The organism is Psychrosphaera aestuarii (assembly GCF_017948405.1).
GTDB lineage: Bacteria > Pseudomonadota > Gammaproteobacteria > Enterobacterales > Alteromonadaceae > Psychrosphaera > Psychrosphaera aestuarii.
Genome location: NZ_CP072844.1, coordinates 552,684 through 566,189, shown reverse-complemented (window position 1 = coordinate 566,189; position 13,506 = coordinate 552,684). Strand labels below are relative to the sequence as shown.

Genomic DNA, 13,506 nt, shown 5'->3' with positions numbered 1-13,506 from the left:
GATTTAATTACAAAAAGTGGCTTTAATTTACCCCTCTTTACAATCTAACGCTCTCTTTTGTAAATAATTCGTTCATTACCACGGAATCGTCCGAAGGTAACTTTCGTTGTTGGTAAGTTTAAATCGAGTGCATCATCGATACCATCACCATCTGCATCAGTAAATGTGCCTGTACCGCTTGCATCCCAATCCCATCTCAAGAATGAATTATCTAAGCTTAAATCAACGTCTATATTTACACTACCTATGTTCAAATTCCCCGGCGCAGCAAATGGCAAAGATATAAAGCCTGATATCGCCGTTACGCTTGTTTGAGTTTCAAAATTAACTAACTGCGTTGGCGCATTAGTCGTGTCTAACGTGTATTTCGGTGGATTATTAATAACGTCAAACTGATTTAAACCATCGATAGTTATAGCGTCTTGCGAGAAAACGGTACAACTATCATTTTCTTGTCGCTGCCATAATCTACTTGAGTTGAACATTTGTAATTCCCCTCGCCATGGCAAATCTTGCAACTCTGAGCCAAATGCATTATCAACTTTCATGCGACCATAAACTAATTCGGGCCCTACAATATTACTAAAAACGACCGCCTGAAAGCTTGTATCTGTATTGTCATTTTTTATACCTATACCAAAACTATCAATGAAGGCACTGGCTGGTATTGTTAAATTAACATCTGCATTAAATGGTATATCGGGTGTTCGAGTTTTCAAATATTGCAGTAATTGATTGGAAATTTGATAGCTACGACTGCCATCAACTTTATCAAGGTCGATTTCTGCGATAGAAAGGTTACTGTTGTTCACGCCAATTGTGTTGTTGGCGTTTGGTGTGTTTTCAACGTAAGTATTGCCTATCATTCCAGTACTGATATCAGTAATGTTTTGTTGCCAATAATTTAAGACGTCTGCAAATTGCGTCACTTGATTAATAGCGTTTCGCGCCGTTAAGGTTACTTCCGGTTTAGTACTCCAATCAATTTCTTGTCCAATATAAGAAAACATGTTGCAAGAACTAGCTAGCGTTGGCGTATTGACTGATGCGCTGTAATGATTAATTGCAAAAAAACCGTCTAGAGCACTGTCCGTTGTAATACTTTGACCTAAATAGTCGGTGTCAGTAAATGTCAGTTGCAACCTTGCGGCCTCATCATAATTTAAATCTAGCACGTTAGTATTAGCACTTGCGCTAACATCAACTATGTCACCACTTGAGTTCGGTACAATATTAACGCTATTGGCGATAACTAAGTTCTCTAAGTCATTAGGGGTGAGAGAGGAATTAACCGACAGAATTTCAGCATCTGACGGCATGCTTCTATTGGCTTGAACTAAGTATTTTCCTGACGGTACATAGTTTTGCAGCACAGTGCCGTCTGCACACTGACCTGAGATCACGACTTGTTCATCAATAGCAGCTAAATTATTTGCATTGCCATCCGCCCATTGAGCAGATAGTTTGCTTGGTATGTACCCTAAAACTGCAGAAGTACTAGAAAGTTTACCATCCGCATCATTCACAACAATTGAAATCTGCCCGGCTTCCACATATGAAACATCGATTTGAGCTTGTGCATTGGCATCAAATGCTACGTTTACAGCAGACCCTGTTTGACTTGCAGTATGTACTTGACCTTGAATGTTTGCCGAGGCCGTATTCAAAACGGATGATCCATCTGGGTTTACATAACTATAACTAAACGTAAGTGGGAAGTTGCCACTTGCATACGCAGGCACGCATGCACCACCGACCCCCGTATCCGGAGATTTAACAGCCTGGATAACAAATGAGTTTGTAGTACATGATTGCGCGGTATTATTATTGCCGGACGTTACAATATAGCCACTAGCAGATACATTATAATCACATGAGTTGCTGCCTGAACTTGTATTTACACATTCGACATTAGTAGCCAAGGAAGCATCACCTGTGAAACTAAAGACACCGGTATTTGTCTCAACAAACTGAGCATTATTAAGTACACCTGTAGTGCCATCAATAGTGTAAGTTGCTAAATCCGTGATCACGCCGGCAACGTCCTTTTGTAGCGTAAAATCTATATTAGAGCCCGTATATAGCGCTGAACAGTCCGCATTTGCACAAGCTTTAAGGTTTACCGTATGCGCAGCGCAAGATACACCAGATCCACTGTGACTAATTTCAATATGATCTAATCCTGCAGCACAAGGTCGAGTTTGTCGCATCAGCTTGTTTATTTGACCTTGAGAGTATGCAAAAGGAATAACATTAACTTCATCAATACTCCCGTCAAATACTTTTAAAACTCTTGTGCCGGTGTATAGATTGCCGATGTAAAAATTAGAATTGGTATTTTGGATAAGAGTACTCGATTCTCGGTACTTACCATCTAACACACCATCCACATAAACACTGACGCGTTCGTTGCTTGGCAAGGAGCCATCAAACACAACTGCAACGTGATACCACTGATCCGTATTAAACCTAGTTTGTGTTGCAAAGCGATTATTGTGACCATCAATATCTATATAAAGCCTGTTATTACCGCCGTTTAAGAAAAACATCCCGTATGAGATATTGCTATTAAAGTCAGGTCGCTTCGATAATAGCCCTCTCGCATTAGTACCATTGGTTTGCCTAAGGCTATCGGCTTTGAACCAGGCAGATAATGTTATCTGCGAAGTATTGTCTAGGCTGTCACGGTCTTCAACTTCAATGTAATCATCCACACCATCAAATACCCCGTATCGACAAGTGCCAGGTGACCCTGCAATGGCGGAATCAAGAAAAGCCGTGTTGGCACCAGTTCCATTGCCAAAGCCTAGGGCTTTGCCATGAAACTCCGAACCTGAACTATCTAATACTTCACCATCTGAACCATCCCAACTAAACTCGTCAAGTCGCCATTGTCCAGACGCACAGTTTCCCTCTACTAAAGATAATTCGGCTGCTGCCGCGTCGCTGGAACTGCCATAACTCGTCATAGTATGCAGCCTTAAGTACTTGGCATTCGTCGAATCAAAACTGAAGTCTTGGAGACGTGTGGTATTTTCGCCTTTAAAAATATAACTTGGAGTAATTGCGGTGCCTAAAATTCTTAGTTCCGTCAAACCGGTATACGTTCGGTCTCCATGATTATTTATGGTGATAAATCTTACCCCCGTGGCGCCGGAAACCTTATCCTCATCATCTAAAACAATTTGGTGAGGTCCTTTTGATTGTGGCAAATAAAACGAGTGTGCCGGTGTTACAGATTGCCCCAATATTTCAATTTCTCGCGCACCTATGTAACTTGGATCACCATGATTATTTATCGTTATAAACTTTACATCTGTAACCTGATTCGCGATGTCTTCCGGATCCAGCCTAAAGGACTGTGGCGCTAGCCCCATTTGCGCTTCAAACGTCTTGCTTTCGGTAACCGACGATCCTCTAACTTCAAACTCTCTGGCCCCAATGTAACTACGATCGCCATGGTTATTTATCGTCACTAGCCTAACGCCGGTAACATTATTTACAACATCATTGGCATCTAGCGTAAAGGTTTGACCGGTATCTATTTGCTGAGCTTCAAAAATTGTTGTCTCAGATACGGCAGGCCCAATAATTTCAAATTCTTTAGCACCTGTATATGTTGGGTCACCATGATTACTAATTGTCCGCAGTCTAACGCCGATTACATCAGTTGGAACATCATCAGAGTCCAATATAAATTCCTGTTTAGCATCCGATTGAAGCGCAGTAAAAATTGTCGTTTCACTAATCGACGGCCCAAGTATTCTAAATTCAGCGGCACCTGTGTATCTTGGATCACCATGGTTTGTCACGGTTTCTAACCTAAATGCCGTTATGTCAGTTGGCAAGTTACTGTTGTCTAACTCAAAATATTGGCCGGCGGTGCTCATTTGGGCTTGGAATGAATAAGTTGGTCCAACTGTAGCACCTTTGAGTCTTATTTCTCTGACCCCTGTATAGCTAGGATCGCCGTGATTGGTATAAGTTTTAAAGCGCACCGCGGTAACATTTGCGAGCGGTTTAATTGACCATGTTTGTACATCATTGTTCATCGCCGCGTTAATCGTTTCACTACCATCAAGCAGTTGTGCGTTCTGCCAAGCACCGCCAGCTTGCTGGTATTGAATAGAGAAAGTAGCAACTGAGCGATCGTCAATACCATAGTTAATCAATTCAATTGTATCGAGATTAATACTATCACCTGATACGCCATCACGATCGGTATCAAACGTAAAGTCGATTTCGTTATCTTGTTTACGACTTAACCAGCGAGTTGAATAGTTGCCATCATGTATATTTTTTGAGGCCCAGCTTGTGCTGTTATATTCTGAATCTACACGTGATATGGAGCCACCATGAGCGGGCAAAACAAAGTCATAACCAGCGACTCCTGCAACACTATTTGGTACTTGGATATATTGCCAATTAGTATCCGTCAGCGTTTGGTAAGCTAATTGGAAGTCTTTAATTGATCGGTCGTCATTCCCGTAGTTCTTTATATACACTCGTTCCACGGTGAACCTATCACCTGCTTCCGCGATAACGCCATTACCGTTAACGTCAAAAACAAAGTCGAGCTTAGTATGGCTCTTTCTCGCAAGCCACCTCGTGCTCTCGTCGCCGTCATGAATGTTTTTTGCAGCGAGCGACGTCGTATTGTACTCTGACTCAATATAGCTTAGTTCAGCACCATTATTATCCAGTGCGAAGTTGAAGTTAGGGTCATTTATTGTCGCTCCAGGCACTGGAAGAAGTTTCCATAAACCTAAAGAATTAGCGGTAAGCACTTCTATTTGGAACTCTTTTATTGAACGATCGTCATCGCCATAATTCTGCAATACTAAGCGCTCAAACATAAATGGAGCTTCAGAAAAGCCAAACTCCAAAACATTATTACTTTTACGACTAAGCCAACGTGTTTGAGAATTACCATCATGTATATTAGCGGCGGCCCAACTCGTAGCGTTCAGTTCACTATCGATAGCATTTAGAGTGGTACCATTATTTACTAATGCAAAGTTAAAGTTTGCATCACCAATCGCAGCGCCTGGAACGGGGATATTCTGCCAAGTATTATTTGATGCTGTAGTAACTTGGATTTGGAACTGCTTTATTGATCGATCGTCATTGCCATAGTTGAGCATGTAAAACTCTTCAAAGGTAAATTGATCTTCTGGCTCCCCTGCAACGCCGTCTTCATTAGCATCAAAACGAAACGCCAATTGAGAGCTTTGATCTTGCGATAACCATCTCGTGTTTTGATCACCGTCATGAATGTTGTCGGCGCCCCAATTTGTGGTGTTTACCTGACTGCTAATTTCGGATAATAAGCCGCCGTGATATGACAACGCAAAGTTATAATTAGCTTCGCCTACTTGTGCGCCAGGCACCGTTAGTTTCTGCCAATTAGGGTTACTAAGCGTCTTTACCGCTACTTGAAACTGCCTAATGGAACGGTCGTCGTTTTCGCCGTAATTTATCAGCCTAATTTGATCAAGATTAAACAAGTCGTTTAGATCGCCATTGGCACCTGATATACCATTTCTGCTAGGATCAAAAGTAAATTCAATACTATTATTACCTTTACGACTTAACCAAAGCGTATTTTGATCACCATCATTAATGTGATCGCCTGTCCAGTTTGTATTGTTGTACGCACTATCAACAAGACCTAATATTCCTCCGTCAATATCCCTCGAAAAAATATACTCAGGATCGCCAGCCATAGAGCTTGGTACTTCTAGTCGTTGCCAAGTCACACCGTCCGTTGTGTACTCTATTTGAAATTCTTTTACGGCAATGTCGTCGGTACCAAAATTAAATACTTCTAGTTCGTCTATAGTGATCCCGTCACCCGTAGTGCCGTTCCAATCAGTATCAAAATTATATTCAATGATATTTCGGCCCGATCTCGATATCCATCGAGATGACGTATCACCATCATTAATATGTTCGCCTGCCCACGTCGTTGCGTTGTATTCTGCATCGATGCTAACTATGCGAGCCCCCTGCGCCCAGCTTAAATAATTGATCAGACCCGTGGGGTTTTGTTCCGCTACAATTGGTTGCCAGCCAGCCGTTCCAAAGTCACCAGCAAGGGCATCGTCAGAGGTGGTCAGTAAGGCAAACTCTTTTATATTGCGGCCGCTATTCGTGTAATTTTTTAATTTAAGCCCTTCAAAACATTTGGGATCGCCCGTTGAGCTTAAAAGAAAGTTAATATCGTTAGTTTGATCTCGGCTCAACCAGCGTGTTCTGTCATTGCCATCAATTAAGTTTGACGCTGCCCATGTCGTATCGTTGTATTGCGTTTTTACGCCGGTAACCACAGAGTCTTCAAAACCTTCGGCTTGCACCGGTTGAGCAAGCAGAATTGCAGCCGTAGATATCACTAACGAATGAAACATAATGGAAAAAAGCAATTTGTTATTCATTTGCAATTGCCTCAACTTCTATGGTTCTACTTACGCATAGCTCATTGGCTAAACATCTTGAATCGATTGACTGTTTATTGACATTGGATCCCTGTAATAAGGCTTTGCAAATGCCGGTACTTACAACTTGATAATAGCTAACATCCGAAACCGTTTGCTCTTTACAACTTGTGACTACGTTACAATGTAGCAATCCATCTGTATAAAAATAGGTTTGCTGTGTTGCCACGCAACTAGATACTACACCACTGATTGGGAACAATTGCTGTAGCGCAATTTCATTGCCACTCTCCGCTGCTAACAAAGCTCGCGTGCCTAATATTTCATTAATGTTCTGATCGGTACTAGACGAAATAGTTTGGGTGATCCCTAAACTTAAAATCGCAAAAACCACAATTAAAAATACAGCAACAATTAAACTACTGCCGCGTTGAAGCGCTTTTTTATTTGAACGGACATTAAGGAACATTTGGAATATGTACCTCTTGATTAAAAAACATATTTTCACTTTGATTTGCGGCAAATTCAAAATACAAGTTCACCACAGAGTTTCGATACAAAGCCCCAGGTCTATAATTAAAAGGTGGCTCTAGCGCTAAGTCATTCGTTAAACCTTCGGCCATTAAGTCTCCAAATGCCGCAACCACGTTTGCGGGAAAGAAAAAGCCTGATATCGACGGCTGCTCATATCGGTAAATACTATTATTAGCTAAACAATAATAAACCGACGTTCGCGCCGTATAAAAACGTTTATTTGGCGATGAAAATGGAAACGTATTATTCCTAGTAAGCGTTATACGATAGTTGGGGCTTGTAGGATTTGGTGTTGCAGTTGAAATAGACGCCCACTGAGTATCTGATAAATAAATATCACGAGATGTTTGCGGAAACACATAAAAACGATCATTTAGAGCATAACTGCCTGACCAACTTACAATATCAATTTCTGTCCCAGCCTTTGGTGAAAACGGCGGTTGGATAGCATTTGCATCATCTCGGTACGCCCCTGATGCTTTAATTGGTACAAAGTTTATACAGGCTCTATCTGGTGAAATCCTCACGCTATTTGGCACACTAGCTCTTAACTCTCTGGTTAGTCGCTCTACAACAAAACGACTTTTACTTAGTACATGTTGGCGATCGGTTGCTTGCAAATAGATTTGTGTGCCAAACACAATAAACTTTGATGTTGCAATTGCTAATATGCCCAGAATCACAATGACGAGTACTAGCTCTATCAAAGTAAAACCTTGGTTATCATCACGCCGTGCTAACTTGGTCATTAATAGTTAGTCCTGTATGACGTGTAACTGATAACTTCACCTTTTGGTGGTGTTACTGAGACCGTAATTCGTTTCGCTAATCTCGGATTTAAACCAAGGTCATTACCCGCATAAGTAACATAAACATTGACCGTAAATGCTCTATATACTTCCAATAAACTGGTGTTTTCTATGTTCGTGATTTGATCGCCCAAAAGGCTTAAACAATGAAAGTCGTCAATATCATCATAAACATCTCGACTGTTCTCCTCTACCCAATCGCGGGGTTGTCCCGGAGTTGGGCAAACAGGGAGCGCAGTTACGCATGCCGTTCCACCCGCCTCATCACAACGAATTAAGCTACCTCCAGTCGGAGAATTCTCGTCATAGCGACGTGCATTTATTTCATTCATTATAGACTGGGCTAATTCTGCTGAGCGTACCTGAAACCAAGGATTCGTACTTTTTTCTGCCTGTGGGACCAACACTCCAGTAAGTAACAGCAATGCCGCGGATAAGGCAACTATTCCGACAATAAGTTCAATTAATGTAAATCCCTTATTATTGACAAACATTGATATAACCTTGGTTGTTAATACACACCGCGTAATTAGTCTCTATTGTAATTTTGCAGCCTGGCTTTGTGCAATTTCCGACATTCGTAATGGCACGCCCCCAACTATCAAAATCTATTGTAGAGATGGCGCTTCCTTGACGGTTTGTCGCCGTATAACTTGATAGCTCTTCAATAACCAAAAAATCTAGTGTTTGATTATTGCTTGTATCCACAACGCCTGTAGCGCAACCACCGGTATTGGCGCCTGCCGTAATTTGGGCAGACAAGCCTATTTTATCGGCTAGAAATAAAACTCGGTGACATGTAAACGTATCATCTTGAGTGTTTTGCATTGCGCGAGATTGAACGGTTCTTAATAAAGACACCAGTTGATCGCGTTGGGAAATGAGTTGATATTCAGAGGTGCCTTGCAGTTTTGGCAATACGGTGATCCCTAATACTGAAATCAGGAGAATTACTACGATTAATTCAACAAGTGTAAAACCCGCTGACTTGATCAATTTGCTCCTCAATATCGGAACCTCTGATTAAAAAGAGGCAAAGATTTTGCCTCTATATATTTACAATCGTCTAACTTAACAACCGCTTGTTGTTAATGTTACAGATGCTGGAGTTATTACTGCTGGACTACCTGACGCAGATGCTTCTGTAAACTCTACATAACATGCTGTGTCACTAGAAAATGCAGCATCGCCATCATAAGAACCTGCTGGGTAGATTCGAGCCGCTGTGCCGCCAGAATTTACTGCAACTTCCCAATCAATGCCTTCAGCTACTGCCGAATTTGAAGCTGCTACTTGAGAAATATCTAAAATAGCGGCCATAGATTCAGCAGCTGGGTAACCGTAAATAACAGAAATAGCTGGATTTGTTGTCGTCTCAGTCGCAGCATTTGCTTTACCTTGCACTAACGCTTTTGAATAAACAATGTTCGATGCGCTTTTTAAAGATGCAGATAGACCTTGAACAGTAGAGGCTTTAGCATCACCCTGTAAATCTAAAAACTTAGGTGAAGCAGTAACGGCTAGAATACCTAAAATAACAATTACGATAATCAGCTCGATTAACGTGAAACCTTGTTGAGTGTTTTTCATCGTATATCCTTACTAGTTTTTGAATACTGTAATTTGACCGTTATCGGCATTATATTCAAAACCTTGACGATCAGCAGTTGTCGCACCGTTATTTACATAGGTTGCAGATATTGTGTCACCATTTTCTAAACCTTGAGCTAAGACAAACTGGCACTCATTGTTTGCAGAAAAACGGACAATGTAACGTTCGCCATCATAAGTGTTAGCACCATCTGCAATTACCGTTGTAGGCGCAGACTGGAACATGCTTTGGAATACAAACTCACAGCTTGAAGCTGTCATTGCTGACGCTGTTGCTTCATTTGAATTACCAGCAGGGTAACCTGAATCTGTTACGTCTAATGCAATACCATCGTAATTAATATTTGTATTACCGCTTGGACGCCCAGCTAGTTCCCATTCAGCACGAACAAGGCCAACTGCACTAGCAAATCCACCAGCAACACCTTCTACTGAAGCGTCACGTGCATCGTCTGTCACATCTAATAAACGAGGTACAGCAGCTGCACCTAAGAAACCAAGAATAATCACAACGATTACTAGCTCGATTAACGTAAAACCTTGTTGTCTTTTCATTTTTTAAAACCTCAGTAAAAATTTAAATTTAGTCTATATAAAAATTGTCGTTGTTAAAACAGTTATCCTACTATATCGGTAAATTTATCAGGAAATTAATGGTTCTGAGTCATTCGACCGACATGTACATCATATTCAAGTACTTTTTTATTAACGCCACCGCTTTGCCAATAGTAAGAACACGATGTACGTTGCTGTACAATTTCAATTGTTGATGCGTCACTTTCTATTAATTCCGTTTCGGCAAAATAAATCCAAAGTTGCTCGCAATTCAACAAGCCCGAATCTGTACCAATATTCAATGGCCAACCAGATTTATTCATCTGCACTTCAATTTCTTTTGAGCTGCTCGCAGTTTCATAATAATCGAGCGTCATAAGCGTTGGCTTGCCCGTGGTAATCCATTGTTGATGCATATGGCTAACCGACTTTACAAATCTATCCGCCATTAATGATGCTTTGTATTCGCCCACATCGTCATATACGTCTGACAAATAGCGACTAGCAGTAAAAAACAACACAGCAATTAGCATAAGTCCGATTAACACTCGAAAAAACCAGTGTTCTGTTAATGACTCTTCTTGTTGCCGCAGATTTTTCATCTACTAACCTTTGAATGCAGACATCATGTCCCACATAGGTGTAAATATACCGAGAGCTAGCACACCAACCATAATTGCCACAAAACCTATTAATATCGGCTCTATCTTTGCTGTTAAACTCTTTAAATCAAAATCAACTTCTCGTTCATAATAATCAGCAGCCTCTTTCAACAGTTCATCCACTCGTCCAGTTTCTTCACCTACCGCCACCATTTGTAACACTAATGGTGAAAACAAATTACTACTTACAGATACTCTCAACAAAGAGTCGCCCTTTTCTATGTTACGGCGCATTTCTTTGATTTGCGTTTCCATAAACTTGTTATCGACCGCCTCTGCAACTAGTGACAAGCCAGAAGTCATAGGCACTCCAGACTCTAATATCATTGAGAAACTTCGAGCGTATCGCCCTAATAGGCTTCGTTCAATAATTGAGCCAACAAAAGGTATCGATAATTTAATTTTATCCCAGCGTAATTGTCCCGATGCTGACTTTCGCCAGCTATTGAATATCAAAATACTGCCAATAATAAATATAAACAACCACTGCCAATAATTAACAAAGAAATTTGAAGTGCCAATTAAGATCTTGGTTGCTAAAGGTAAGTCTGCGCCTAGTTTTGAGAACATGGTCGCGAACGTTGGTATCACTAATAAATTTAATACAAACATAGCGATAACTATTACGACTAAAACCGTGGTTGGATAACGCATAGCTGACTTGATGCGCTTTCTCGTTTCTTCATCACGCTCAAAGTATTCAGCTAACTGTAAAAATGCATCTTCTAATCGACCGGTATTTTCACCTACATGAACAATACTTATCGCTAAACGCGGAAAGATTTTAGGGTGACTTGCCATCGCGGCCGACAACGAACGACCTCGTTCTAATTGTTGAGCAACATCTGCAAGTGTACGACCTAAAGCTTTATTAGTCGAGCTATCCGCTAAGCCTAAAATTGCTCTTATCATAGGAATACCCGCTTTAGTAAGCGAATACATTTGTCTCGAAAAAACAACTAGATGCTGAGTCGTGACTCGATCAAAAAGGTTATCGAATAAACCGGAGCCCTCTTCCTTTTCCTCAGTTAACGTAATTTTCGTCGGGTACTCCTGACGCGCTAATAATACGTCAGCGGCTGCACCTTCATTCGTGGCTTCAATCTGGCCTCGAATGCTCTTGCCTTTGGCATCTTTTGCTTCATACAAGAAAAATGGCATCGTTCAATCCAACCTTAGTACGTTGCAGTATCTGCAACTACTTCCGAAATTCGTAACACTTCTTTAATGCTAGTTATGCCTTCTTGAGCATAATCTAAAGCGGCTTGACCAAGCGTTTGATAACCCGGTAGTGCTTTTGCAGCGTTTGAGAATGCTTCCGTATCACCGTTACGTAACGCCGATATCAGTGTCTCATTAGTCATTTCTAATAATTCATAAATACCAACTCGCCCTTTATAGCCTGTACCGTTACAATTTTGACAACCAGTACCATGGCTAAACTTAGCGCCACTCATGTCTTTACGAGCAATATTTGAAACCCACGTTAACTCTTGTGGATCAGGAGTATAATCGGTTTTGCACACATCACAGACTCGCCTAACTAGTCGCTGCGCAAGTACTGCGCGCAAAGAGCTTGCAACTAAGTATGGTGCTGCGCCCATATCAATTAATCGTAATGCAGTAGAAATGGCATCGTTGGTATGTAAGGTAGATAAAACCATGTGTCCAGTTAATGCGGCTCGCAAACCAATTTCTGCGGTCTCTTGATCTCGAATCTCACCGACCATAATTACATCTGGATCTTGACGTAATGCCGTTCTTAATACAGAAGAGAATGACAAATTGATCTTGGTATTTATTTGTACTTGGTTAATGCGTGGTAGTTGATACTCAACTGGATCTTCTACCGTGATGATTTTACTCTCAGCATTATTAAGTTCACTCAAACAACCATATAGCGTCGTTGTTTTACCAGAACCTGTTGGCCCAGTAACTAAAAACATTCCGTTTGGACTTTTCACCAACTTTCTTACTTTCATAAGAATGTGAGGTGGCATACCCGTCGCTTCTAAACTTAATAGACCGGCAGATTGATCTAGTAGTCGCATTACCACCGACTCACCATGTTGAATTGGCATAGTCGAAATACGAACATCTATTTCATGCCCTTTAACTTTGATATGAAATCGACCGTCTTGAGGTAAACGTTTTTCCGAAATATCTAAGCCAGCAACTAGCTTCAAGCGCAAGACAAGGGCAGGTGCAATGTTCACTTCATTTAAGATGCTTTCCTGCAAAATGCCATCAACACGTGTACGAATTCGTAGGCTATTTTTATCTGGCTCAATATGAATATCAGATGCGCGGACCTGAACGGCATCCTCGAATAATGAGCGAAGTAACTTGGCAACAACTGTATCACCCTCTTCACCACCGTCCATTGCAGCAAAATCAAAATCAGCGCTTTCTTCATATTCCGCTTGCAGTTGGTGAGCAAATTGCTCAATTTCTTTTGTTCTGCGGTACAGTGAGTCAAATGCAGATAGGAGCTGACTTTCACGAACCGCGACAATCTCAATAGATTTAGAGCCAAACAGGTTTGATAGCTGCTCAATAGCCGACAAGTCTGCTGGATCCGACATGCCAATCGTCACGCTATCTTCTGTACTTTCTAGTACTAGCGCTCGAAGTCTGCGCGCGTGAACCTCAGATAGCTCGGAGGCAAGCTTAGGATCAATTTGTGCGTTAGCGATATTAATGAAACGAAGGTTTAACTGTTGCGCTAAAAAGCGTAACAACTGCTCTTCCGTTATAAAACCTGAGTCTATTAGTACAGAGCCAAGTTTTCGGCCAGATTCTTTTTGTGCCGACAGCGCCGACATCAATTGATCATTGCTGATGATTTCCTCATCAACTAACAGGTCACCCAATCGTTTCTTTAATTTTGGAGCCGCCATG

The 13,506-nt window shown here is 41.2% G+C and carries 10 protein-coding genes; all 10 read right to left on the bottom strand.

Going from position 1 to position 13,506, the window contains the following annotated elements:
- Positions 1-44: 44 nt before the first annotated feature.
- Positions 45-6,434, bottom strand: a complete 6,390-nt coding sequence (locus J9318_RS02625; RefSeq protein WP_210561002.1) for a LamG domain-containing protein — start codon at positions 6,432-6,434, stop codon at positions 45-47.
- Positions 6,427-6,903: a hypothetical protein gene (locus J9318_RS02620; protein ID WP_210561001.1), complete on the bottom strand. Its 477-nt coding sequence runs from the start codon at positions 6,901-6,903 to the stop codon at positions 6,427-6,429. The genes J9318_RS02625 and J9318_RS02620 overlap by 8 nt, the downstream gene beginning before the upstream one ends.
- Complete coding sequence (locus tag J9318_RS02615; protein WP_210561000.1) at positions 6,893-7,717, bottom strand: PilW family protein; 825 nt, start codon at positions 7,715-7,717, stop codon at positions 6,893-6,895. Before J9318_RS02615 ends, J9318_RS02620 begins: the two co-directional genes overlap by 11 nt.
- Positions 7,717-8,271 carry a type IV pilus modification PilV family protein gene (locus J9318_RS02610; RefSeq protein WP_210560999.1) on the bottom strand — a complete coding sequence of 185 codons (555 nt, stop codon included), beginning with the start codon at positions 8,269-8,271 and terminating at the stop codon, positions 7,717-7,719. Before J9318_RS02610 ends, J9318_RS02615 begins: the two co-directional genes overlap by 1 nt.
- Positions 8,258-8,773 carry a pilus assembly FimT family protein gene (locus tag J9318_RS02605; protein WP_210560998.1) on the bottom strand — a complete coding sequence of 172 codons (516 nt, stop codon included), beginning with the start codon at positions 8,771-8,773 and terminating at the stop codon, positions 8,258-8,260. Before J9318_RS02605 ends, J9318_RS02610 begins: the two co-directional genes overlap by 14 nt.
- 75 nt (positions 8,774-8,848) lie before the next feature.
- Positions 8,849-9,367 (bottom strand): prepilin-type N-terminal cleavage/methylation domain-containing protein, encoded by a 519-nt coding sequence (locus tag J9318_RS14095; RefSeq protein WP_210560997.1) that lies wholly within the window; start codon positions 9,365-9,367, stop codon positions 8,849-8,851.
- A 12-nt stretch (positions 9,368-9,379) separates the two neighbouring features.
- Positions 9,380-9,943, bottom strand: coding sequence for a type II secretion system protein (locus J9318_RS02595; RefSeq protein WP_210560996.1), 564 nt, complete (start codon positions 9,941-9,943; stop codon positions 9,380-9,382).
- Positions 9,944-10,038: 95 nt separating this feature from the next.
- The gene (locus tag J9318_RS02590) at positions 10,039-10,545 is read right to left on the bottom strand and encodes a hypothetical protein (RefSeq protein WP_210560995.1); all 507 of its coding nucleotides are present in this window, start codon (positions 10,543-10,545) and stop codon (positions 10,039-10,041) included.
- A 3-nt stretch (positions 10,546-10,548) separates the two neighbouring features.
- Positions 10,549-11,766, bottom strand: coding sequence for a type II secretion system F family protein (locus J9318_RS02585; protein WP_210560994.1), 1,218 nt, complete (start codon positions 11,764-11,766; stop codon positions 10,549-10,551).
- A gap of 14 nt (positions 11,767-11,780) precedes the next feature.
- Positions 11,781-13,505, bottom strand: a complete 1,725-nt coding sequence (locus J9318_RS02580) for a GspE/PulE family protein (RefSeq protein ID WP_210560993.1) — start codon at positions 13,503-13,505, stop codon at positions 11,781-11,783.
- Between the last annotated feature and the right edge of the window lies 1 nt (position 13,506).

Bases quoted from the DNA above. Each gene is read 5' to 3' on its own strand.
- J9318_RS02625 (WP_210561002.1), bottom strand. From the start codon at position 6,434: ATGAATAACAAATTGCTTTTTTCCATTATGTTTCATTCGTTAGTGATA.
- J9318_RS02620 (WP_210561001.1), bottom strand. From the start codon at position 6,903: ATGTTCCTTAATGTCCGTTCAAATAAAAAAGCGCTTCAACGCGGCAGT.
- J9318_RS02615 (WP_210561000.1), bottom strand. From the start codon at position 7,717: ATGACCAAGTTAGCACGGCGTGATGATAACCAAGGTTTTACTTTGATA.
- J9318_RS02610 (WP_210560999.1), bottom strand. From the start codon at position 8,271: ATGTTTGTCAATAATAAGGGATTTACATTAATTGAACTTATTGTCGGA.
- J9318_RS14095 (WP_210560997.1), bottom strand. From the start codon at position 9,367: ATGAAAAACACTCAACAAGGTTTCACGTTAATCGAGCTGATTATCGTA.
- J9318_RS02595 (WP_210560996.1), bottom strand. From the start codon at position 9,943: ATGAAAAGACAACAAGGTTTTACGTTAATCGAGCTAGTAATCGTTGTG.
- J9318_RS02590 (WP_210560995.1), bottom strand. From the start codon at position 10,545: ATGAAAAATCTGCGGCAACAAGAAGAGTCATTAACAGAACACTGGTTT.
- J9318_RS02585 (WP_210560994.1), bottom strand. From the start codon at position 11,766: ATGCCATTTTTCTTGTATGAAGCAAAAGATGCCAAAGGCAAGAGCATT.
- J9318_RS02580 (WP_210560993.1), bottom strand. From the start codon at position 13,505: ATGGCGGCTCCAAAATTAAAGAAACGATTGGGTGACCTGTTAGTTGAT.